Source organism: Mycobacterium ulcerans subsp. shinshuense (assembly GCF_002355775.1).
Lineage (GTDB): Bacteria > Actinomycetota > Actinomycetes > Mycobacteriales > Mycobacteriaceae > Mycobacterium > Mycobacterium marinum.
This window is the reverse complement of the sequence record NZ_AP017624.1, coordinates 2,854,491-2,876,839: the sequence shown is the minus strand read 5'-3', so window position 1 is coordinate 2,876,839 and position 22,349 is coordinate 2,854,491. Positions and strand designations below refer to the sequence as shown.

17 protein-coding genes and 5 pseudogenes are annotated in these 22,349 nt (G+C 64.9%); 10 read left to right on the top strand and 12 right to left on the bottom strand.

The genetic code is table 11. The features are described from left to right. Positions 1–91 precede the first annotated feature (91 nt). Complete coding sequence (locus SHTP_RS12860) at positions 92–553, bottom strand: hypothetical protein (protein WP_096370798.1); 462 nt, start codon at positions 551–553, stop codon at positions 92–94. Positions 554–817: 264 nt separating this feature from the next. On the opposite strand from SHTP_RS12860, the pseudogene SHTP_RS30420 reads away from it, so the two are divergent. The 3 genes and pseudogenes from SHTP_RS30420 to SHTP_RS12845 form a co-directional block, all read left to right on the top strand. Beyond that, a pseudogene (locus SHTP_RS30420) lies at positions 818–3,554 on the top strand (PE family protein). Between the two features lie 164 nt (positions 3,555–3,718). Further along, positions 3,719–5,650 (top strand): flavin-containing monooxygenase, encoded by a 1,932-nt coding sequence (locus SHTP_RS12850; protein WP_096370797.1) that lies wholly within the window; start codon positions 3,719–3,721, stop codon positions 5,648–5,650. A gap of 10 nt (positions 5,651–5,660) precedes the next feature. Continuing rightward, positions 5,661–6,801, top strand: a pseudogene (locus SHTP_RS12845) (zinc-binding dehydrogenase); the annotation flags it as partial. Here the strand turns inward: SHTP_RS12845 and SHTP_RS12840 are convergent. Both SHTP_RS12840 and dtd read right to left on the bottom strand, forming a co-directional pair. Then, positions 6,682–7,587: pseudogene (locus tag SHTP_RS12840) on the bottom strand (class I SAM-dependent methyltransferase); the annotation flags it as partial. The pseudogenes SHTP_RS12845 and SHTP_RS12840 overlap by 120 nt on opposite strands. A 41-nt stretch (positions 7,588–7,628) precedes the next feature. Next, on the bottom strand, positions 7,629–8,060 hold the full coding sequence (gene dtd / locus SHTP_RS12835) for a D-aminoacyl-tRNA deacylase (RefSeq protein WP_011740834.1): 432 nt from the start codon (positions 8,058–8,060) through the stop codon (positions 7,629–7,631). A 296-nt stretch (positions 8,061–8,356) separates the two neighbouring features. Between dtd and SHTP_RS12825 the strand changes: the two genes are divergently transcribed. Continuing rightward, positions 8,357–8,683, top strand: coding sequence for an MTH1187 family thiamine-binding protein (locus SHTP_RS12825; protein WP_012394498.1), 327 nt, complete (start codon positions 8,357–8,359; stop codon positions 8,681–8,683). Here the strand turns inward: SHTP_RS12825 and SHTP_RS12820 are convergent. Both SHTP_RS12820 and SHTP_RS27190 read right to left on the bottom strand, forming a co-directional pair. Beyond that, the gene (locus SHTP_RS12820; protein ID WP_096370794.1) at positions 8,680–9,174 is read right to left on the bottom strand and encodes a macro domain-containing protein; all 495 of its coding nucleotides are present in this window, start codon (positions 9,172–9,174) and stop codon (positions 8,680–8,682) included. The genes SHTP_RS12825 and SHTP_RS12820 overlap by 4 nt on opposite strands. A 199-nt stretch (positions 9,175–9,373) precedes the next feature. After that, positions 9,374–9,742, bottom strand: a complete 369-nt coding sequence (locus SHTP_RS27190; RefSeq protein WP_157756329.1) for a hypothetical protein — start codon at positions 9,740–9,742, stop codon at positions 9,374–9,376. 125 nt (positions 9,743–9,867) lie between these two features. Between SHTP_RS27190 and SHTP_RS12810 the strand changes: the two genes are divergently transcribed. Next, positions 9,868–11,139: a competence/damage-inducible protein A gene (locus SHTP_RS12810; protein WP_096370792.1), complete on the top strand. Its 1,272-nt coding sequence runs from the start codon at positions 9,868–9,870 to the stop codon at positions 11,137–11,139. A gap of 95 nt (positions 11,140–11,234) precedes the next feature. On the opposite strand, the gene SHTP_RS12805 is transcribed toward SHTP_RS12810, so the two are convergent. Next, positions 11,235–12,503, bottom strand: coding sequence for a sialate:H+ symport family MFS transporter (locus SHTP_RS12805; RefSeq protein ID WP_096372451.1), 1,269 nt, complete (start codon positions 12,501–12,503; stop codon positions 11,235–11,237). Between the two features lie 66 nt (positions 12,504–12,569). On the opposite strand from SHTP_RS12805, the gene SHTP_RS12800 reads away from it, so the two are divergent. The 3 genes from SHTP_RS12800 to SHTP_RS12790 all read left to right on the top strand — a co-directional run bounded on the left by SHTP_RS12800 (position 12,570) and on the right by SHTP_RS12790 (position 14,780). Then, positions 12,570–13,637, top strand: coding sequence for an amidohydrolase family protein (locus SHTP_RS12800; protein WP_096370791.1), 1,068 nt, complete (start codon positions 12,570–12,572; stop codon positions 13,635–13,637). 16 nt (positions 13,638–13,653) lie between these two features. Beyond that, positions 13,654–14,055: a phage holin family protein gene (locus SHTP_RS12795; protein ID WP_015355564.1), complete on the top strand. Its 402-nt coding sequence runs from the start codon at positions 13,654–13,656 to the stop codon at positions 14,053–14,055. A gap of 293 nt (positions 14,056–14,348) precedes the next feature. After that, the gene (locus SHTP_RS12790) at positions 14,349–14,780 is read left to right on the top strand and encodes an anti-sigma factor antagonist (RefSeq protein WP_011740808.1); all 432 of its coding nucleotides are present in this window, start codon (positions 14,349–14,351) and stop codon (positions 14,778–14,780) included. 14 nt (positions 14,781–14,794) lie between these two features. On the opposite strand, the pseudogene SHTP_RS12785 reads toward SHTP_RS12790, so the two are convergent. Beyond that, positions 14,795–15,013, bottom strand: a pseudogene (locus tag SHTP_RS12785) (FAD-dependent oxidoreductase); the annotation flags it as partial. Positions 15,014–15,142: 129 nt separating this feature from the next. Here SHTP_RS12785 and SHTP_RS12780 point away from each other — a divergent pair. Continuing rightward, positions 15,143–16,345, top strand: coding sequence for an ISAs1-like element IS2404/ISMul1 family transposase (locus tag SHTP_RS12780; RefSeq protein WP_420873002.1), 1,203 nt, complete (start codon positions 15,143–15,145; stop codon positions 16,343–16,345). A gap of 17 nt (positions 16,346–16,362) precedes the next feature. Here the strand turns inward: SHTP_RS12780 and SHTP_RS12775 are convergent. From SHTP_RS12775 to SHTP_RS12765, 3 genes and pseudogenes are all read right to left on the bottom strand, one after another. Then, positions 16,363–17,154: pseudogene (locus SHTP_RS12775) on the bottom strand (FAD-dependent oxidoreductase); the annotation flags it as partial. A 12-nt stretch (positions 17,155–17,166) separates the two neighbouring features. Then, the gene (locus SHTP_RS12770; RefSeq protein ID WP_096372450.1) at positions 17,167–17,622 is read right to left on the bottom strand and encodes an Rv1352/Rv1906c domain-containing protein; all 456 of its coding nucleotides are present in this window, start codon (positions 17,620–17,622) and stop codon (positions 17,167–17,169) included. Positions 17,623–17,685: 63 nt separating this feature from the next. Continuing rightward, the gene (locus tag SHTP_RS12765; protein ID WP_020725328.1) at positions 17,686–18,111 is read right to left on the bottom strand and encodes a hypothetical protein; all 426 of its coding nucleotides are present in this window, start codon (positions 18,109–18,111) and stop codon (positions 17,686–17,688) included. A 172-nt stretch (positions 18,112–18,283) separates the two neighbouring features. On the opposite strand from SHTP_RS12765, the gene SHTP_RS12760 reads away from it, so the two are divergent. Then, positions 18,284–19,486 (top strand): ISAs1-like element IS2404/ISMul1 family transposase, encoded by a 1,203-nt coding sequence (locus SHTP_RS12760; protein WP_420873001.1) that lies wholly within the window; start codon positions 18,284–18,286, stop codon positions 19,484–19,486. A gap of 583 nt (positions 19,487–20,069) precedes the next feature. Here the strand turns inward: SHTP_RS12760 and SHTP_RS12750 are convergent. After that, a complete protein-coding gene (locus SHTP_RS12750; protein WP_015355570.1) occupies positions 20,070–21,311 on the bottom strand; it encodes a PPE family protein in 1,242 nt (413 codons plus the stop codon). 334 nt (positions 21,312–21,645) lie between these two features. Further along, entirely contained in the window at positions 21,646–22,245 is a 600-nt protein-coding gene (locus tag SHTP_RS12745; RefSeq protein WP_096370788.1) for a TetR/AcrR family transcriptional regulator, read from the bottom strand. Between the last annotated feature and the right edge of the window lie 104 nt (positions 22,246–22,349).

Below are 22,349 nucleotides of genomic sequence, written 5' to 3'. Positions count from 1 at the left end.
CGCCCACCGGCGGCCTGACCAGCGGCCCAGGTTCAGGCCGGATTCGGGCCGGCAAACCGGCGCTGAGCACCGATGACCCGACCCGATTCGGCTACGACATGTCGTTGACCACCCACAGAATGAGGAACGCCAACATGCAGCCAAAGCAAAACAGGTGATCCCGCAGGATCGACCGTGCAACACGTGCCTGCGCGGACGGCGGACCCGATCGCCTACCGAGCCGAACCGCGTTGGGCAAGGTACGGGTGAGCGCCAAGACGATCGGGCCACCGGCAAGCGCCGCCGATAGCACCAGCAGCCAGCCGGGGTCGTGTCCCAGAGCCGCACGAAATCCTAAGGTGCCCAACAGGATCAACATCACCAGAGCAATCAGATGCCCCATCGGCCGCGATGTGGTGGTCGCGCGCCGGTAATAGCTCGAGATCGATTCCAGCACCGACTCGGGAAGTCGATCGGGGGAATTTCGCCGGAACACAACCTGACTGTCGAATATCAGGTCCATCCACAAGATCGCGAGCAGAAAGCCGCTACAAGCGGTGAGTACCGTCGCCACGATAGTTACCCGCCAGGCACACAATGCCGCCCATCATCGATCTGTCGCGCATCCCAATGTGCAGGCTACGCGGGCCGTCGGGTGCGCGCTAGAACTCATCGCGATCACCGCCGACCCACCCCGCAGTCATCCAATTATTAGTGTCGGCAGGACAACTGGACATACCGTACCATATGGTAATGTCAGTTTCGGAGTTGGCTGCAGGGCGCACCGCGCTCCACCGCTTCCGGTCTGGTCGAAGGCAATCGGTGCGAGGAGAACGTGATGTCGTTTGTGGTGGCCTCCCCTGAGTACGTGGCAGCGGCGGCGTCGGACTTGGCCGGCATCGGTTCTGCGCTCAGCACAGCCAATGCGGCGGCGGCGGCCCCGACGATCGAGGTCCTGGCCGCCGGCGCTGATGAGGTATCGGCTGCAATCGCGGCATTCTTTGGTGCGCACGCGCAGGCCTATCAGGCGTTGAGTGAGCAAGCCAGCGCGTTTCACCTGCAGTTTGTGCAGGCAATGACCGCCGGCGCGGGGGCTTATGCCGGCGCCGAGGCCGTAAATGCTTCGCCCCTGCAGGCGGCGCTCGACGTGCTGAATGCGCCTGCCCAGGCACTGTTCGGACGCCCGCTGATCGGCGACGGCGCTGGCGGGGCGCCCGGGCAATCCGGCGGCGACGGCGGACTCCTGTACGGAAACGGCGGCAACGGGGGCAACGGCGGAGTGGGCCAGGCCGGCGGCGCTGGCGGGGCCGCGGGGTTGATCGGTAACGGCGGTAGCGGTGGTATCGGCGGGCCTGGGACCACCGGTTTGGCTGGCGGGGCCGGCGGGTCCGGTGGGTGGCTGTTCGGAAACGGCGGCACCGGCGGGCGGGGCGGCATCGGCACCACAGGTTTCGGCGGCATCGGCGGGACCGGAGGCGACGCCGTCGGCCTGTTCGGTCACGGCGGAACCGGCGGAACAGGCGGTAACGGCCCCGATATCTTCATCGCTGGTGGGGCCGGCGGGTCCGGCGGTACCGGCGGGCTGTTGTTCGGCAACGGCGGGGCCGGGGGCGGTGCCCCGTGGGGCGGCGCGGACGGCGGGGCCGGGGGTGATGCTCGGCTGATCGGCAACGGCGGAGGCGGCGGCTACGAGGGCAGCCTGGGTGTCCTGAGCGGGGGGACTGCTGGCGCCGGCGGTAGCGGCGGTTGATTCGTCGGCAACGGCGGTGACGGCGGCTCCGCCGGCTCATATAGCACTGGCGGTGACGGCGGCGCCGCCGGAATGTTCGGTAGCGGCGGTAACGGCGGGTGGGCCGGCTTTGATGGCCGGGGAGGCGACGGCGGCTCCGGGGGGCGTGATCGGAAACGGCGGCGATGGTGGCGCCAGCGGGGCAACGATTGGCTTTACTCCCGGCGCTGGCCCGGGAGGTGACGGCGGCAACGCTGTCGGGCTGATCGGCAACGGCGGCGCCGGCGGTGCCGGCGCGGCCGGCCTCTCTGGCGTAACGGGCGGGATCGGCGGCAACGGCGGCAATGGCGCTCAACTGTTCGGCAATGGCGGGGCGGGAGGGGCCGGCGGACAAAGCCAGCTTGCGTCGGGGGGAACCGGCGGCAGTGGCGGCATGGCCGCGCTGTTCGGCAACGGTGGTGCCGGCGGTGCCGCCGGGGTGAGCCTCAGCGGCGCCCCTGGTACCGGCGGCACCGGCGGCAGCGCCCAATTCATGGGCGACGGCGGCAGCGGCGGCCTGGGCGACTCGGGCGGGTCCGCCGGCGCGGCTGGTGCGGGCGGGTTGATCGGCAATCCGCTTGACGTGGTCAATGCTCCTACCGAGGCGCTGCTGGGTCGCCCATTGATCGGGGACGGCGCCGACGGAGCGCCGGGTGAATCCGGTCAGGACGGCGGGTTGTTGTATGGCAACGGGGGCAACGGCGGCAACGGTCTATCCGGTCAGGCCGGGGGCGCCGGTGGCGCCGCGGGGCTGATTGGCAACGGTGGCAATGGCGGGATCGGCGGGCCCGGTACCACCGGAATGTCCGGCGGCGCGGGCGGTGCTGGCGGGTGGCTGATCGGCAATGGCGGCCATGGTGGGATCGGCGGGCTCGGCATCGGCATCGGGGATTCGGGGGGCGCGGGCGGCGCCGGTGGCGCCGCGATTGGATTGTTCGGCAACGGCGGTACCGGTGGAACCGGGGGTTACAACCAAGCCTTCGGCGCGGTCAGCGGGGTTGGCGGCGCCGGGGGCGCTGGCGGCCAGTGGTACGGCAACGGCGGCGATGGTGGCACCTCCTGGGGCGGAGCCGCTGCCGGAGCCGGCGGTGACGCTGGCCTGATCGGCAACGGCGGCGACGGCGACTCCGCGGGTGTTCTTCGGCAGAACGGCATAGGCGGCCATGGCGGCGCCGGGGGATCGCTGTTCGGCGATGGCGGCGACGGCGGGTCCGCCGGCTTTCAAAGCACCGCCGGCGACGGCGGTAACGCCGGGCTGGTCGGCAACGGCGGCAATGGTGGCTGGGCGATCTACAACAGCTTCGCCGGCGATGGTGGTTCAGGGGGGACAGCCATCGGCAACGGTGGCGACGGCGGCGCCAACATTGTCAGCAGCGGGTTCATCCTCGGTGCGGGCGGTGGCGGCAACGGTGGCAATGCGGTGGGGCTGATCGGCAACGGCGGAGCCGGCGGCACCGGGGCGGACGGCTTTAGCACTGCCCTAGGAAGTGACGGCGGCAATGGCGGGACCGGGGCCTGGCTGCTCGGCAACGGCGGAGCAGGTGGGTCCGGTGGTTCCACCGCGGGTGTTCATCCTGCCGGCGACGGCGGCAATGGCGGAATGTCAGCGCTGATCGGCAATGGCGGCGCCGGCGGCAGCGCCGGGGTCAGCCCCACCGGTGTCCTCCCCAGCAACGGCGGCAGCGGCGGCAACGCCCAGTTGATCGGCGACGGCGGCGACGGCGGCCGGGGGGATTCCGGCGGAACCGGTGGCGCCGGCGGCACAGGTGGATCTCTGGCCGGCCACGATGGGTCCGACGGAGACTGAGATGCCTGCCGCTTATTGATAGCGGTTGCCACCATCTGGATGACGCGCCTCGGTGCGCAAGAAATGGCGACTCTTGCTCAGGTACCGCAAGCAACGGTAGCGTTGTGCTGCTAATTACGACACGTCGCGTAGCGTAATTGCGGTCCGCCGAGAGAAAGGCCGAAATGCGACGTCGTTACGCCGGCCTGCCGTTCGCCACGACCACAGCGGAGATCGCCGCCGCGCTCGAGGACGTAAGCATCCCTACACTGTTGCTCTCCCTGGTGCACATCACCGGCGATGCCCGTTTCATCCGTGACTTCAAGCCCATGGGTCTATTTCTCAACGAAGTGCAGGGATTCATGTCGGAGGACGACAAGGCCCGAGCACGCACTGAGGCTCTGGCGGTGATCAGCGAGTATCGCGACCAGGGCTGCCCCGAGCCCAAGCCCCTGAGCGGTGAGCTCATCCGGGAAATGCTGGACTGGGCCGCGTGCGAGCACGTCCCCGATGACTACTTGCCTCTGCTCGCTGAAGAGATGGACCTCGAGGGGCTGGACCCACGCCGGCCAGTAGCCCTGCCTTCGGAGAGCGCGGCGGAGTTCCCGGTCATCGTGATCGGCTGCGGCGAATCGGGGATCCTGGCCGGAATTCGCCTCGAGCAAGCCAACATTGCGTTCACGATTGTGGAGAAGAACGCCGGACCGGGCGGAACGTGGTGGGAAAACCGCTATCCCGGCGCGCGTGTTGATGTAGCCAACCATTTCTACTGCTACAGCTTTGAACCCAACAACGATTGGACGTATTTCTTCGCCGAACAGTGGGAGCTGCAGGACTATTTCGCAAAGGCGATCGACACGCACGATCTGGGTCGGCATATCCAGTGGAATACCAAAGCCCTGGGGGCCGAGTGGAACGATGACGACGGAGTCTGGACCGTTCGGCTGCGGTCGGCCGACGGCACCACGCGCACCCTCTCCGCGCGGGCGCTCATCACCGCCGTGGGTCAGCTGAACCGTCCCTATGTCCCGGAATTCGACGGTGCCGACACCTTTGCCGGGCCATCGTTTCACTCCGCAGCCTGGGACCGGTCGGTGGACCTGACCGGTAAGCGGGTCGCCCTGGTCGGCGCCGGCGCCAGCGGTTTCCAGATCGCACCGGCGATCGCCGAGGATGTGGCGCAGCTGTCCGTGTTTCAGCGCACGGCCCAATGGATGTTTCCCAACACCATGTATCACGACGAAGTCGGAGACGGCGTGCGCTGGGCGATGCGCCACCTGCCGTTCTACGGCAGGTGGTACCGATTCCTGCTGCTCTGGCCGGGAGCCGACAAGGGCCTCGACGCCGCCCGTACCGATCCGAACTACGCCGACCAGGACTATGCGGTCAGCGATATCAACGCCGCGGCGCGGATGATGTTCAGCCAGTGGATCAGCAGCCAAGTCGCCGACGGCGACGCGCTATTGAGCAAGGTGCTGCCCGACTATCCGGCTACCGGCAAGCGGACCCTGCAGGACAACGGTAGCTGGCTGGCCACGCTGCAGCGCGACAACGTGGACTTGGTGCGCACTCCGATTCGACGCATCACACCCACCGGCATCGTTACCGAAGACGGCGTGACGCACAGCGTTGACGTGATTGTCTACGCCACCGACTTTCGGCACACCGATGTGCTGTGGCCGCTGCAGGTCATCGGCCGCAATGGAATCGACCTGCACCGCGTGTGGGGGAGACGGCCCTACGCCTACCTGGGGATCACGGTTCCGGGATTTCCCAATCTCTTTCTCATCTACGGGCCCGGCACGCATCTCGCTCACGGCGGCAGCCTGATCATTCAATCGAAACTTCAAATGCGCTATATCAACCTGTGCCTGGAACGCTTGGTGGCCGATGGCATTGGTTCACTGGAACCGACTGACGAAACGGCCGCGGGCTGGCACGAGCGGACGCAAGCCGAGATCAAGAAGATGGTGTGGTCACACCCGGCCGTCAAGCATTCCTACTTCAAGAACGCCGACGGGGAAATTCATACGGTCAGCCCGTGGCGGCTCAACGAGTATTGGGCCGCGGTACGTCAGCCCGATTGGTCTAAGTTCGTTCTCCGACAAAGAAAGTGAGCACGCCGACATGCGCACCGTAGTCATCGACGGGCCGGGCAGTATCCGCGTCGACAACCGTCCCGACCCGGCACTGCCCGGATCTGACGGAGTCATAGTCGTCGTGAGCGCCGCGGGTATCTGCGGCTCCGACCTGCATTTCTACGAGGGCGAATACCCCCTGGCCGAGCCGGTGGCCCTGGGCCATGAGGCGGTTGGCACGGTGGTGGAGAAAGGACCCGACGTCCACACCGTCGAAGTGGGTGACCAGGTCATGGTGTCCTCGGTGGCCGGATGCGGCGCCTGCGCGGGTTGCGCCACCCGCGATCCGGCGATGTGTGTTTCCGGGCCACAGATCTTCGGATCCGGCGCGCTGGGCGGCGCGCAGGCCGACCTGCTCGCGGTCCCGGCCGCGGACTTCCAGGTGCTCAAGATTCCCGCTGCAATCACGACCGAGCAGGCGTTGCTGCTCACCGACAACCTCGCAACCGGCTGGGCGGCCGCACGCCGGGCCGATATCCCCTTTGGCGCAACGGTGGCAGTCATCGGCCTGGGCGCGGTGGGGCTGTGCGCGGTGCGCAGTGCCCTCGCCCAAGGCGCTGCGACCGTGTTCGCGGTGGATCGAGTGCAGGGGCGCTTGCAGCGGGCCGCCGAATGGGGAGCGACCGCCGTCGCTTCTCCGGCGGCCGAGGCCATTGTCGCAGCGACGAGTGGGCGCGGCGCCGATTCGGTGATTGATGCCGTGGACACCGACGCATCAATGACCGACGCGCTCAACGCCGTTCGGGCCGGCGGCACCGTGTCCGTTGTCGGCGTTCACGATCTGCAGCCGTTTCCGCTTCCCGCCCTGACCTGCCTGCTGCGCAGCATCACATTGCGACTGACCATCGCACCCGTGCAGCGCACCTGGTCAGAATTGATTCCGTTGCTCGAGTCGGGACGCCTTGATGTGGACGGGATCTTCACCACTTCATTGCCACTGGACGAAGCTGCCAAGGGGTACTCGATTGCCGGTTCCCGGTCCGGCAATGACGTGAAGGTGCTGCTCAAGGTTTAGTAGCGACGATGTACTCGGAGTGCATGATGGCGTCGAGGCGCACATCCACCGCGGGGGGCGTCATTCCATAGCCGGCTTCCAACTCGAGCGTGTTGCGAACAGGTTCGACGACCCACCCGCGCGCCGCCAGCCATTGGGCCGGATTGGTCTTGTCGTCATACGTCAAGGCAGAGAAGTTCACGTCGCCAAACAGATTGACCCCGGGGTGCGTCTGCTCCAGGGCGACGAGCTGATCGTGATCCAACCGCGACCCCAGGGCCCCCGTGGCGATTCGGCTGCCCGGCGCACAAAGGTCATCGATCCGCGCGAATAGGGCATCTTGCGCGTCAGCGGTCAGATATGGCAACAGTCCTTCCACCGACCAGGCGCTGGGCTGACCCGGCTCGAACCCCGCTGCGTGCAGCGTCGCCGGCCAGTCGGTGCGCAGATCCGCCGCTACCTCGTTTCGTCGCGCTTTGGGCTCGACACCATGGCGCTGCAGCACCCGTGCTTTGAACTCGAGAACTTGTGGCAGGTCGATTTCGAATACCGTTGTTCCGGATGGCCATTCGAGCCGATAGGCCCGCGAGTCAAGACCGGCGGCGACGATCACCGCCTGTTTGGTTCCCGCGGCGGCGGCGGAGCGGAAAAAGTCATCGAAAAACCGGGTCTGGACTCCGTAGAGGCGGGGGAACGCGGTTTCGTCCACGGAGGTTGGCGGATGGGCGAGTTGGTCGTTCAAATACGCATCCCCGGACGCCGCGATGAAGTACTTCGCATACTCGTCGGGAGCCAGCGGTTGCGGCCCGACCGTGTCCAGCGCGCGCCATCCCGCCACCAGCAATGCGGTGTAACCGACGCCGCTGACGATGTCCCACTGGTCATCGTCGGAACGACGAGATCCATATTCGGATGTAGTCATCGATACCTCCCGCTACGGCGCCAACCTACCGCCGCACGCGATCACAGTTCCAGCATGACGGTCACCGGACCGTCGTTGATGAGCTCAACCTGCATGTGGGCCCCGAAGACACCGGCTTCCACGTGGGCGCCCAGCGCCCGCAAGGCCTCAGCGAACGCGGCCACCAGCGGCTCGGCCACCGCCCTCGGCGCCGCAGCGTTCCACGATGGCCGCCGTCCCTTGACGGTATCGGCGTAGAGCGTGAACTGACTGACCACCAGAATCGGCGCGCCAAGGTCAGAAGCCGATTTCTCATCGGTGAGAATACGCAAATACCAGAGCTTTTCGGCAAGCCGCCGGGCCTTGTCGCCGTCGTCACCGTGAGTCACACCGACGAAGGCCAGCAGTCCCTGGCCGGGCGGCCGGACGGCGCCGACCACGTCACCGTCGACCGTCACCGCTGCCGAGCACACCCGTTGCACCAGAACCCGCATGGGCCTCGATGCTGCCAGGTCGGGTCGCAGCGCCAAGGGGCCGGTCTGGGTAGGCGCATGTCGCTGTGAGCGTGCGGGTGCCACGTGTTGCGGTGGCGGAAATCCGATCGCTTGGTCTGGCGGTAGCGGCGGCACTGGTGGAAGCAACCGATCTCGCCAATTGCGGACGGCTGTTCTCCCACTGCGGGGCGTATCGTGCTGAGGGCCGGATTCTTGCTGCCGTGGCTGCGGTCCTGGCCGTCGCGGTGCCGAGTACGGCCGTGCCGACCGACAGCGGCTTGGCATAGGAGAAAAGCGTGTCTGTGCTTGTCGCGTTTTCCGTTACCCCGATGGGCGTTGGTGAAGGCGTTGGCGAGATCGTGGCCGAAGCGGTTCGGGTGGTTCGCGATTCCGGGTTGCCCAACCAGACGGACTCGATGTTCACCGTGATCGAAGGCGATACCTGGGAAGAGGTCATGGCGGTGGTACAGCGCGCGGTGGAGGCCGTCGCGGCCCGCGCGCCGCGAGTCAGCACCGTGATCAAGGCGGACTGGCGCCGGGAAGCCAGTGACGCAATGACCGGCAAAGTCGCGTCGGTAGAGCGTTACCTAGCTCAGCCCGGCAGCGATCAGCCAGCACCTTAGGCCTGCACTGCAGCGACAAATGCTTTCTCGGCCGCATTTCCGTGCACGGCAAAAACCACCCGCTTTAGCGAACCCGGGTGGTGTCGCCGCACCGCTTCGACCATCAGCCGTGCCGCCCGTTCGAGCGGGAAGCCGCCGACGCCGGTGCCAAATGCCACCAAGGCCAGCGAGCGGCAACCGAGCTCATCGGCCTTGCGCAAGGCAGAGCTGGTGGCCCGAGAGATGAGCTCGGACGAGGTAGGACCGCCCAGCTCCATTGTCGCCGCGTGGATCACGTAGCGCGCCGGCATCTCGCCGGCCGTGGTTTCGACCGCTTCTCCGAGCCCGATCGGCGCCTTTTCATTCGATTCACGCTGGATATCCGGCCCACCGGCGCGGGAGATGGCCGCTGCGACGCCACCGGCATGGCGAAGTTGGGTATTGGCGGCGTTGGTGATCGCGTCGAGTTCGAGCTTCGTGCCGTCAGCCTGGACTACCTCTAGCTCGATCATGGGCCCATTGTCCGTCGCGCACCGCCGGAAACGCCATCAACCGGCCGGCTTCGGCCAGCCAGCCGCGACGACGCGGACCAAAGCGGAGGGACTGCCGCGGCACGGCCTGGAGTCTGATGCCGGTCGAGGCGGCCGCTGAGATAACGTGACAGAACCGAGGAAGTTTGGCTGGCCCACCAGGAGGCACACCGATGGCTCGTCACTGCACACCCCTACCGGCGCGAATCGCATGAGTAGCGATACCGGTGAGCCCGGCGGCCAAGACGACCAAGGCGGGGCGGGTGGCCGCGGTGGCGCCGGCGGAGCCGGTGGCGCCGGCGGAGCCGGTGGTGCCGGCGGCAGGGGCGGTGCCGGTGGGCGAGGCGGCGCCGGCGGCAGGGGCGGTGTCGGCGGTCCTGGAGGTCAAGGCGGCCGGGGCGGCGACGGCGGACCGGGCGGTGCACCTGGCATAGGTGGTCGGCCCGGCGAGGGTGGTCCGGGCGGCGCCGGCGGCGAACCGGGCCCCGGCGGAACCCCCGGTCAGCCCGGCCAGCCTGGTCAGCCGGGTCAACCTGGCGCCCCGGGCCACTAGATCACCTGCAGGCGCTGAGCGCCGAATGTGCGGCCCCGGCCGTCGCACCCCAGCTGGGCATTAATCGACTTGCCAAGAAGGCACTTTCGTCGCCGGATCGGCCGGTGCGTAGGCTGAGGCCGGTGAGCGCACGTGCGGGCATCGTGGTCACCGGAACTGAGGTTCTCACCGGCCGTGTCCAAGATCGCAACGGCCCGTGGATCGCCGACCAGCTGCTCGAGCTGGGTGTCGAGCTGGCCCACATCACCATCTGCGGCGACCGCCCTGCCGACATCGAAGCGCAGCTGCGATTCATGGCAGACCAGGACCCCGACCTGATCATCACCAGCGGTGGCCTAGGACCTACGGCCGATGACATGACCGTCGAGGTGGTCGCCCGTTTCTGTGGACGCGAGCTGATACTGGACACGGAACTGGAAGACACGATCGCCAACATCCTCAAGAGGCTGATGGCGCGCAACCCGGGTTTCGACCCCGGCAACTTCGACTCGGTACTGGCCGCCAATCAGAAGCAAGCGATGATCCCGGCTGGTGCGCAAGTGATCAATCCGGTGGGTACCGCGCCTGGTCTGGTGGTGCCGGGAAAGCCGACGGTCATGGTGCTTCCAGGACCCCCGCGCGAGCTTCAGCCCATGTGGCACAGTGCCATTCAGATGCCCGGGGCGCAGGAGGCGATCGCCGGCCGAACGACCTACCGGCAAGAGACAATACGGATGTTCGGACTGCCGGAGTCCGGGTTGGCCGAGACCTTGCGCAGTGCCGAGACGACCATCCCCGATTTTGGCGCGCTAGAGATCACGACATGCCTGCGGCGCGGAGAAATCGAGATGGTCACGCGGTACGAACCGGGCGCGGCAGACACCTATGCGCAAGTAGCGCGACTGCTGCGCGATCGCCATGGCGATCAAATCTACTCCGAAGACGGCTCGCAGGTGGACGATCTGGTGGCACGATTGCTTGCCGACCGGCGCATCGCGACCGCGGAATCGTGCACCGCTGGACTCCTGGCCGCTCGGCTCACCGACCGCCCTGGCTCTTCGGCCTATGTCATGGGCGGTGTGGTGAGTTACTCCAATGAGGCCAAGGCCGAGTTGCTCGGCGTCGACCCAACACTGATCGAGATGCACGGGGCAGTTTCAGAACCGGTGGCGCAGGCCATGGCGGCGGGGGCATTGCAGCGCTTCGGCGCCGACACCGCGGTCGCGATTACCGGAATCGCCGGTCCCGGTGGGGGAACCGAGCAAAAGCCGGTCGGGACAGTCTGCTTTTGCGTGTTGGTCGGCGACGGTCGCAACGTCACTCGAACGCTGCGGCTGCCCGGAAATCGGTCCGACATCCGCGAACGCTCAACGACCGTTGCCATGCACCTGTTGCGGCGTGCGTTGAGCGAATAACTCGGCCGACGATTCGCCGCCGGTCGATCGTGCGGCGACCGCCCCCGAGTCGGGCTAGCCGGAGCGCGCATTTCGCGATCCCGACGCTGTCTGCGTCATGTCTTCCCTGGTAAAAAGGCGGTCTCGGCAGTGCCGAAGTGGACACCGGTCGCGTCCTTGCCGATCAGCGCCAGCACCGCGACCACGGTCAACACCGGCACGATTGTCACGGCCAAGGCAAACGGATACCCGTGGGTTTCGGCCAGATGTTCCTGAATGGGCAGGTTCATCGCCGCCAGCAGGTTGCCGAGCTGATAGGTGACCCCGGGGTAGAGGCCGCGAATGGCGTCCGGCGACATCTCGGTCAAGTGCGCCGGGATCACGCCCCAGGCCCCCTGCACGCATAGCTGCATCAAGAAGGAACCCAGGCACAGCATCGCGGCGGTACGCGAATAAGCGAATATCGGCACGATCGGCAACGCCAATACCGCGCAGAACGCAATCGTGTACCGCCGGCCGAAGCGCTGTGAAAGGGTGCCGAACATCAGCCCGCCGATGATGGCGCCCGCGTTGTAGACGACCACGATCCAGCGGGCGGTAGCCGACGACAATCCGGCACCGTGGTCGGTGGTGGCGGTGAGGAAACTCGGGTAGACGTCCTGGGTACCGTGGCTCATCCAGTTGAAGGCGGTCATCAGCAACATCAGGTAGACGAACCGCCGGATGATCGCCGCGTTGCGCAGCACGTCTCGGACTCGGGTCTTGGTGAGCCTCATCCGGTCCTGCGCAGCCTCCCACACCTCGGATTCCTTCACCCGGTACCGAATGATCAGGCTGATCAACGCGGGGATGATGGACAACCCGAACAGCCAGCGCCAGGACAGACCCAGCCAGTTCATCACCACCAGGCTCGACACCGTGGCCAGCAGATAGCCGAACGCATAGCCCTCTTGCAGCAGCCCCGAGAAAAATCCGCGCCGACCGACGGGAACCTTCTCCATGGCAAGCGCCGCACCCAATCCCCACTCACCACCCATGCCGATGCCATAGAGCAGGCGCAAGATCACCAGCACCGTGAAGTTGGGGGCAAAGGCGCACAAGAACCCGACCACCGAGTACAAGGCCACGTCGACCATGAGCGGAACGCGCCTGCCGACCCGATCTGCCCACAGCCCGAAGATCAACGCACCCACCGGCCGCATGGCCAGCGTCGCGGTGGTCACGAACGCGACTTCGGTCTTGGTGTGATGAAAGGTTTTGGCGATGTCGGCGTAGACCAGCACCACGATGAAGTAGTCGAACGCGTCCATCGTCCAGCCCAAGAACGCCGCGATAAACGAATTCCGCTGGTCGACGTTCAGCCACGGTGTTTTCACGTTCTGCATCGTGGCGTACCGCACGCCGGTCCGCGCACCTGGGGTGGCGGCCACTCGCGAGTAGCTTGGGCGTATATGCGAATCATCGATGCCGATGGACATGTCGCCGAAAACGCGTCGCTGACCGGCGAAGCGCTGCGTCGTCGGCCGGACCGGGTGCGACTCACTACGCGCGGTCGACCGCATCTGATGATCGAGGGCCGGCACTACCCGCAGGACAACGGTCCCGGGGCCGGGTGTCCGCCCCAACACGGCATCAGCAAAGCTCCCGGAATCAACTGTGCGACAGCCGATGGGGTACTCGCCGACGCCGATCGCGATCACCTGGACACGATGGTGCTCTATCCCAGCGTCGGGCTCTGCGTTCCCAGCCTGAAAGACCCGGCGTTCGCCGCCGGTTTCGCACGCCTCTACAACGAGTGGATCGCGGACTTCTGTGCCCCGACAAACGGGCGACTACGCGGTGTCGGTGTCACTCCCATCGAACACGGGCAAGTGGCCATCGACATCATGAAAGAGGCCAACGAGCTGGGGCTGGTCGCAACGTTGGTCCCACCCGCGCTCAAGTCCCGCAACCTTGACCATGCCGACCTGGATCCGTTCTACGCCGCCGCCGTCGAGCAGGGGATGCCGCTGGGAATTCACGGCGCCCCCGGTATGCACCTGCCCAAAATCGGCGTGGACCGCTTCACCAACTACATCCAGGTGCACTGCATCAGCTTCCCTTTCGACCAGATGACGGCGATGACCGCGCTGGTCTCGGGCGGTGTCTTTGACCGTCATCCCCGATTGCGAGTTGCCTTTCTGGAGGCGGGCGTCGGCTGGGTCCCCTTCTTTGTCGACCGCCTGCACGAGCACTACGAGAAACGCGGTGACTGGATCGACGAAGGCTGGCGCCGCGACCCGCACGACTACCTGCGCGCCGGCAACGTCTGGGTGACCTGCGAGCCCGACGAGCCAATCCTGCCTGGCGTGATTGACGTGCTGGGCGATGACTTCATCATGTTCGCCAGCGACTACCCGCATTGGGACGGCGAGTGGCCCGAGAGCACGAAGCAGCTGCGCACCAGGACCGACATCGGTGAACAGTCTCGGAACAAGATCGCTGGACTCAACGCCCAGCGCTTCTACGAGCTGAATTGAATGGCAGGATCGGCGCATGGGACCTTTTCTGCTACGCGCCGCCGTCACAGGATTTGCATTGTGGGTGGTCACGCTCTGCATCTCGGGGATCCGATTTGTCGGTGGCGACACGACGTTGGAGAAGATCGGGATCATCTTCGTTGTCGCGGTGATCTTCGGCCTCGTCAACGCCATCATCAAGCCCATCGTGCAATTTCTGTCAATCCCGCTCTACATCCTGACGCTGGGCCTCATTCACGTCGTCATCAACGCGTTCATGTTGTGGATCACCGCCCGGATCACCGAAGACACCACCAGGTGGGGCCTGCAGATCGACCACTTCTGGTGGACCGCCGTCTGGGCCGCCATCCTCTTGTCGATCGTGAGCTGGCTTCTGTCGTTGCTGACTCGTGATTTGCGCCGCGTAGCGCGCGGCTAGCCATTATTAGTTGGCCTTCGATTAGGTTGCTGAGGGCAGGTAGAACACGACCATAAATTGAAGTTCAGCCACCTACGTCGATCGATGTGACAAACTTGCCGGGCAAGAGCGCCCAAAATTACCGCACGCGACACCCTATGTTGTCAGCCACAGTTGCACATATGCTTACGAACACAGCTCGCTAACGCGCTCGGAGACAGTAGCTCTGCTGCGATTGCGAGGACCGATGGTTTGTCCTCGCGGATCCAGGTCGGCGCTACCTAACGGCACACTAGGACGGGATAGTGCGAAGAGTGAACACCGTCGCGATGGGGTCATCGCCTAGTTCATCGAGCACCCGGCTGAGTTCACCCGCCGGGGATCCGCATACCGGTCTACGGGCGGTCACCGAGTGCACCGGCTCGGCAGTGGTTGTTCACGTCGGAGGAGACGTTGACGCCAGCAATGAGGTGGTCTGGCAGCGGTTGGTGAATCGCAGCGCTGCCATCGCCATCGCGCCGGGTCCGTTCGTGATCGATATTCGTGACCTGGATTTCATTGGCTCATGTGCCTATGCGGTTTTGGCCCAAGAGTCGGTGCGGTGCCGTCGGCGCGGCGTGAATCTGCGATTGGTGAGCAACCAGCCCATCGTTGCCCGCACCATTGCCGCGTGTGGACTGCGCCGTCTGCTGCCGATGTATTCGTCGGTCGAAGCCGCGTTGTCGCCCGTTCCCAACGGGCACTGAGCGGGCCCTGCCCTTCAGCAATCGAGGCCGGCCAGCCGCGCAACATCAAGCGCGCAACCCCACGACAAAGTCACACCATCGCCCCCGTGACCGTAGTTGTGAATACACCGCGTCGCCCCAATCTGTTCGACTTCCACACGCACCGACGGCCGATCGGGCCGCAATCCGGTAATTGTTTCGATGACCGGCGCGTCGGCCGATCTGGGTTCGATCCGCCGGCAGGGCTCCGGCGTTGTTGATTAGCAGGCTTGTGAGCTGGGTTGATGATCTTTGGTGCCGCGCTATTGGGGCCGGAGTGTAGGCACGGGCTATCTGGAGAACGATCGAGTTGGTTACTGTTCGTCGTTGGTCTGGAGTTGCCCGTGCCTACCGTTTCAGTATTGCCTGTGTCGTCGGTTCCAGAGGTGTTCGACCGCTGGAGTCCTGGTGAGCGCAGCGAGCTCATCGGATCGGAGTTTCTCGATGTGTTGGCCTCGGTGCCAGACCCGAGGGACCCACGCGGTCGGAGGTATTCGCTGATGGCTTTGTTGGCGATCGCGGTTCTGGCCACTGCCGCGGGGATGCGCGGCTATGCTGGTTTTGCCACATGGGCGGCCACCGCTCCCGATGATGTGTTGGCCCAATTAGGGGTCCGGTTCCGGCGGCCCAGTGAGAAGACCTTCCGTGCTGTTTTGTCTCGGCTAGACCCCGCCGACCTCAACGCCAGGATGGGCAGTTACTTCACTGCACACGTGGCCAGCAGCGACCCCAGTGGATTGGTGCCGATCGCGTTGGACGGCAAGATGCTGCGTGGTGCTTTACGCGCCAAAGCGACAGCCACGCATCTCGTGTCGGTGTTCGCCCACCGTGCCCGATTGGTGCTCGGTCAACTCGCTGTCGCCGAGAAAAGCAATGAAATTCCCTGCGTACGTGCCCTGCTCACGCTGCTGCCGGGTAGCTTGCGGTGGCTGGTCACCGTGGATGCGATGCATACCCAGGTCGTCACCGCGAAGTTGATCTGCGCCACCTTGAAGTCGCACTACCTGATGATCGTCAAGTCCAACCAAGCCAAAATACTTGCGCGTATCACCGCGCTGCCCTGGGCCGAGGTGCCCGCAGCCGCTACCGACGACTCCCGCGGCCACGGCCGTGTCGAGACCCGCACCCTGCAAATCATCACCGCTGCACGAGGAATCGGCTTCCCCTACGCAAAACAAATCATCCGGATCACTCGTGAACGCTTGATCACCGCCACCGACCAGCGCAGCGTGGAGGTGGTCTATGCCATCTGCAGCCTGCCGTTCGAGCACGCCCGCCCTACCGCGATCATGACCTGGATGCGTCAACACTGGGGAATCGAGAACAGCCTGCACTGGATACGCGACGTCACCTTCGACGAAGACCGTCAAAGGGCACATACCGGAAACGGCGCACAGGTCCTAGCAACGCTACGCAACACTGCGATCAATCTGCACCGCCTCAACGGCGCCGACAACATCGCCGAAGCCTGCCGGATCACCGCTTTGACCGCCAACCGCCGCCTAGACCTCCTCAATCCACAATTCCCCAGCTCACAAGCCTCCTAATCAACAACGCCGGAGCCCTGGATCCGCCGGCAGTCTCGCAGGATACGGTCGGTCACCTGGGGATCCGCAGTGGTGTCCCAGCGATCAAGAATGCTGATGCCGCCGCACACCACCCGGTGCGGGTGAGGGAAGTAGCAGATCCATTCCGGGCCATCACCTAGCTGCATGAACAGTTGGTCCAAGCCGGGGTTGGCCAGCACAACACGCTGGCCAAATCGCGGCCGAAGACTGTCATCGCCGGCCAACTCCCTGGCACCCAGACCAGAACAGTTGATCACGATCGGTGCGCTCTGAGCGGCTTCGGTCAGCGACCGCACCGGGTGTATCTCAATTTCACAACCCGCCGCGGCAAGCCGCGTCGTCAAGTAATCAAGGTAGCGGGGCATATCGATCATCGGCAGGGTCGCTGCAGTGGCCGCGGGAAAGCCGTCCGGAACGTCGGTGTCGGCGACCGGACGCAGGCCGGGAATCATGTCCTCCCCAGACGCCGTCACGTCCACCTCGGCTATCTCCCCAACACTGATAGCGGGCATCAGCTGCACACCGCTGGTCGGATCGTCGGCCAGCTCGCGAAACCGATGCAGTGACTGCTCGGCCCACTTTCGGGTCTTGACGACGGGTTCCACAAATCGCGGTCGCCACACCGCACCCGCCACCGCGGAGGTGGTTTGCCGTGGCAGCAGATCGATCCACACCCGCACCGGCCAACCCGCTTCGGCCAGGCACAGGGCCGACGTCAGCCCGCTGACGCCGGCACCGATGACGACGACTTGTTGCGCATCACTTGCCGCGGTGCGACCGCTGCCCAAGATCGACCTCAATTAGGACGGGGGTACTTGCTGACCATTCGGAGCGAGCAGCCCGTTGAGTATCCCCAGATTCATCTGCAGCTGGCCCCCGGCGGCCGGGCCGGGAAGCTCGGCGGGCACATCGGCGTCAGGGGTGCTCTGCCAGGGTTGGCAGCCGCTCGTCTTGAACGCCTTGTCGGTCGGCTCGATTTGCACTACCTGAGGCTTCTTGGTCATCGCGTTGTCGATCAGGGCGCCATCGGGGTTGCTCATGCGCTTCCAATAACAGGTCCCGTCGCCGACCGGCCCCGCCGACGTATAGGTACCGGGAACGATGTCGGTGCCCACGGCATACGTGCCGTCGTGATCCATCGTCGTCTTCGGCGCGGGCGGCGCTGGTTGGGGATCGGCCGCGGCAACGCCCGTCGACCCCGCCCAGCCCGCAAGCAGCAATCCCGCAGCGCCAAGGCGCGCCGCGTGGGATGCCATTACCTTCGAGCCCACAGCACTGCAGCCTACCGGGGTGAGCAGCGCATTTCGAACTGCTGGTATCTACGCCGCCAGACTCGGGTGCCCGCGTCCGCGGCGCGCGAGCATCCCGCGCGCATATAGATAGCAGAATGCGGTGCCGACCATCAGTGACGGCGCGATCGTGGTGGCAACGTGCGGCGTACCTACCAGGACGTGCCCCGTCACCAATGCGGTCGCGGCCAGCATCGACGACCCCAGCCACGACAGCCAAAAGCCGCGTCTGGGAGTGCGCCCCAAGCGAAATAGCCGCTCCAGCACCAGCTCCAACATCAGGGTCGCGGCCATACTCAACAGCATCTGTGTCAAAGCCGCGCGCAGCGCCACCGCGGCGCCGCCCGCCTGATTGGCAAACGCCGCCCAGCTGCCATACAACACACCGGCACCTACCGCGAGTAGCACCTGGCGGGCGCCCTCGCGTGTCCAGCCGTTGCGAACTACTGCGACCATCGGAAGACGCGCAGCCTTACCTGGCGATACAGGGCTCCGGCGTTGTTGATTAGCAGGCTTGTGAGCTGGGTTGATGATCTTTGGTGCCGCGCTATTGGGGCCGGAGTGTAGGCACGGGCTATCTGGAGAACGATCGAGTTGGTTACTGTTCGTCGTTGGTCTGGAGTTGCCCGTGCCTACCGTTTCAGTATTGCCTGTGTCGTCGGTTCCAGAGGTGTTCGACCGCTGGAGTCCTGGTGAGCGCAGCGAGCTCATCGGATCGGAGTTTCTCGATGTGTTGGCCTCGGTGCCAGACCCGAGGGACCCACGCGGTCGGAGGTATTCGCTGATGGCTTTGTTGGCGATCGCGGTTCTGGCCACTGCCGCGGGGATGCGCGGCTATGCTGGTTTTGCCACATGGGCGGCCACCGCTCCCGATGATGTGTTGGCCCAATTAGGGGTCCGGTTCCGGCGGCCCAGTGAGAAGACCTTCCGCGCTGTTTTGTCTCGGCTAGACCCCGCCGACCTCAACGCCAGGATGGGCAGTTACTTCACTGCACACGTGGCCAGCAGCGACCCCAGCGGATTGGTGCCGATCGCGTTGGACGGCAAGATGCTGCGTGGTGCTTTACGCGCCAAAGCGACAGCCACGCATCTCGTGTCGGTGTTCGCCCACCGTGCCCGATTGGTGCTCGGTCAACTCGCTGTCGCCGAGAAAAGCAATGAAATTCCCTGCGTACGTGCCCTGCTCACGCTGCTGCCGGGTAGCTTGCGGTGGCTGGTCACCGTGGATGCGATGCATACCCAGGTCGTCACCGCGAAGTTGATCTGCGCCACCTTGAAGTCGCACTACCTGATGATCGTCAAGTCCAACCAAGCCAAAATACTTGCGCGTATCACCGCGCTGCCCTGGGCCGAGGTGCCCGCAGCCGCTACCGACGACTCCCGCGGCCGGGGCCGTGTCGAGACCCGCACCCTGCAAATCATCACCGCTGCACGAGGAATCGGCTTCCCCTACGCAAAACAAATCATCCGGATCACTCGTGAACGCTTGATCACCGCCACCGACCAGCGCAGCGTGGAGGTGGTCTATGCCATCTGCAGCCTGCCGTTCGAGCACGCCCGCCCTACCGCGATCATGACCTGGATGCGTCAACACTGGGGAATCGAGAACAGCCTGCACTGGATACGCGACGTCACCTTCGACGAAGACCGTCAAAGGGCACATACCGGAAACGGCGCACAGGTCCTAGCAACGCTACGCAACACCGCGATCAATCTGCACCGCCTCAACGGCGCCGACAACATCGCCGAAGCCTGCCGGATCACCGCTTTGACCGCCAACCGCCGCCTAGACCTCCTCAATCCACAATTCCCCAGCTCACAAGCCTGCTAATCAACAACGCCGGAGCCCTGGCCACGTAGGCAATCCTGACATCGACCAGAGAAATGTGAGCACAAAATGGCGGAATTTTCGCACACGTTTAACAAATGAAGCTCATTTTGAATTCAAAACTACATTCTAGAATCTACATTTCATGATGCGATGAAATTTTGCTCCGGGGAGTTCGCATAAGCGCCGAACACGCATTTGCCCATATAGCACGTTAGCCTGCGGTGATGTAGCACGATATGGAGAGACGGAATTACCTCGCTGTAACCAGCAATCGCAGCGGCGAGTCATGGCACGCCCGCCCGAATAGCGCTAATAATTCACTTGACAGCACGTCAATTTTGTGATGTTTGACAGCCTCGGGGTCGACGAAGACATACGCCGCATAGCCGTCGACGAGTCGATGCTCACCGAGCAGGGTTTGCGATCTCATATCTGATAGTGGCCGAGGACGGCGGCATACCCCGAAGCGCATCGGATCCCGGTCGGCGGCCACGAACGGGAAGCCATGGCCCCCGCGCTGGCCGGCGGGAAGGGCTGCCAGCTGTTGCGCTCTGGGTCGTCGGTAGTTGTCGGTGGTGTGCTCTCACAGGGCCGGCGGCGAGACCCCGCTACCGCTAGTGGAGCCGACAACCTGCAGCGGCCAGGTAGCCGGCAAGACGGGCACGCCGGCACCACTGCCGAATTCACCACCACCGGTCGCCGACAAACCCGCGGGCCGCACCTTGGTGCCGGTGGCGGAGACCCCCGCGAAGCCCACCGTTCCTGCACCACGGCCGCCTGCCAGCTCCGACACCGGCCTCCCATCGGACGCTGCCTGCACCACGGAGGCCGATCCCACTCCGGGACGCACCGAACCTGACGCCCCCGACTGGGCTGTGCCCCCGCGAGAATCACTGACGAGTATTTCGTGGGGTGCGTCCACCACAGCGCGATCGGAGTTGTCTCGTGCTGCCATCATCTGAAGGTCGCCAACGTGACGGGTGACCCCCAACGGCGTGCTGGTCGCCAACGGCACCCCAGCGCAGATGTGGCCGGTGGGAGCTAACGCCGCTCCCGAAAGCGGCGAGCCCGGTGCTGCGGTCACATCCATAGCTGCGCCGAATCCCTGAGTCGTGGAGACGCTGACCAACTGGCAACCGTCAAGATCAAGGCCGTCGAACGGGTCAAACTCGCATAGTTCCCCCGCAACGTCCAGCCCAAGAACGCCGTCGTTGAAGGAAGAGACGGAGAATTCGTCGCTGTCGGCGAAGCCGGACCAACTGGTGGCATTGCCAACCCCCTCGACGCCGGGATTGACCAACACCGGGGATGGGCAGGTCGGCGGCACCTCGAGTAGCGCCGCACTCGTGCAGGATTCATAAACGCCCATCACGCCGGCGGCCTGGATCCACATCCGCACATAGTCCGCCTCGTTCACAGCTATGGGAACCCCGTTTAGGCCAAAGAAATTCGTCGCGACCAGCACCCCGTGTACAGCATGATTTTCCTGCAATTCCGCCATCGTGGGCATCTCGGCTAAGGCATCGCCATATGCCGCCACCATCATCTGGAGCGCAGCACCAGCCCGCTGACAGACGATTGCGGCGTGGTCGAGCCACACCACGTAAGGGGTGTGCGCTGCTACATAATCATCGGCAGCACGGCCCTGCCAGAGGCGTATCGCTTCGCAAATTTGATGATCGACCTCTGCCGCTGTTGCCTCGAAAAGCGCACCCAGCGATAGCCACCCGGCGGCGGCCACCAGGATTCCTCCGGGCCCCGGTCCAGTGCTCAGCAACGACGAATGCACCTCAGGCGGCGAAGCCATCCAGAGCGGCGATGTCATGCCCGACTACCTCCGCAACAGCCAGGCTCACCGATCCGACCCAACCCCGCGACACCGTAATCGGCCAGCGCGGGAGCGGCCGTACCGGCGCTCGCCACCCCTGCACGAACCCGCAGGCTCACAACAATGCACCTCCAATGCATCACGCACATCAAGGGCAGCCCCGCCATGGCCGATCCCTGGCGTAACACTCACACTTCAGAAATACTGGACTTGTCCTGCCCGCCTACGAATTTCGGTTGCCCTGGCCTGCCATGCTCCAAGGCGCCGTAGACCAGAAGCCGCGACTGGCGCAACGCAGCGCCGTTGACAATACCGGACACCTTCACCGTCGCTAGGACAGCGGCGCCAAACCGGACCGCACCAGATCCAGGCTCGCGGCCACCAGTTCGCCGAGGTCTTCGGCACACCCGTAGCGGCCCCAATTTTCCACCGCCACCACAAGAGCCGCTGCAATCGTCGCGCCGGCGACCTCCGCAACAAGGTCGACATTGGCCACATCCGCATACCGGTCTCTGACGAACGCGGTCAGCACCTGCGCGAACGACGACTGCACCACCCGCAGATGGTTAGCGATCCGATCCGCGCTGATCAACTCGCTTCGAGCGGTTGCGGCCTGGCGCACCACTTCCAGATCATGCGGAAAGGCGGCGACACTGGCCAAGACCGCATCAAAGAGCGGCTCGGACACCGGGCGTTGGGCAAGCGCCCGCGCGAGCCACTCCAGCTGGTTCTCATAGTCCTGGAACAGCACCGCTTCTTTGGTCGGAAAATGCCGGAAGAACGTCCGTTCGGTAACACCGGCCTCTCGTGCCAGCTCGGTCACCGTCACCTGAGCAAATCCCTTACGCGCAAAGCTCTTTAATGCAGCCCGCCGCAGCGCTTCGTGGGTGGATCGTCGACGCAGTTCGTGACGGTTGGTGGGCACGGTCATCTCGCACCGATGCTATCTCAGCGGCGCAAAAGATGTCAGGGCTGACATCTTCAAAATATGTCAGTACTGACATAACCTGGGACGTGCGTATTGCCTACTCGGGA

What these genes read in the sequence shown, in the direction of transcription:
- SHTP_RS12795 (WP_015355564.1), top strand. Translation starts at nt 13,654, where the DNA reads ATGGGACCTTTTCTGCTACGCGCCGCCGTCACAGGATTTGCATTGTGG.
- SHTP_RS12820 (WP_096370794.1), bottom strand. Translation starts at nt 9,174, where the DNA reads ATGATCGAGCTAGAGGTAGTCCAGGCTGACGGCACGAAGCTCGAACTC.
- SHTP_RS12850 (WP_096370797.1), top strand. Translation starts at nt 3,719, where the DNA reads ATGCGACGTCGTTACGCCGGCCTGCCGTTCGCCACGACCACAGCGGAG.
- SHTP_RS12770 (WP_096372450.1), bottom strand. Translation starts at nt 17,622, where the DNA reads ATGGCATCCCACGCGGCGCGCCTTGGCGCTGCGGGATTGCTGCTTGCG.
- SHTP_RS12765 (WP_020725328.1), bottom strand. Translation starts at nt 18,111, where the DNA reads ATGGTCGCAGTAGTTCGCAACGGCTGGACACGCGAGGGCGCCCGCCAG.
- SHTP_RS12800 (WP_096370791.1), top strand. Translation starts at nt 12,570, where the DNA reads ATGCGAATCATCGATGCCGATGGACATGTCGCCGAAAACGCGTCGCTG.
- SHTP_RS12750 (WP_015355570.1), bottom strand. Translation starts at nt 21,311, where the DNA reads ATGACATCGCCGCTCTGGATGGCTTCGCCGCCTGAGGTGCATTCGTCG.
- SHTP_RS12805 (WP_096372451.1), bottom strand. Translation starts at nt 12,503, where the DNA reads ATGCAGAACGTGAAAACACCGTGGCTGAACGTCGACCAGCGGAATTCG.
- SHTP_RS12745 (WP_096370788.1), bottom strand. Translation starts at nt 22,245, where the DNA reads ATGACCGTGCCCACCAACCGTCACGAACTGCGTCGACGATCCACCCAC.
- dtd (WP_011740834.1), bottom strand. Translation starts at nt 8,060, where the DNA reads ATGCGGGTTCTGGTGCAACGGGTGTGCTCGGCAGCGGTGACGGTCGAC.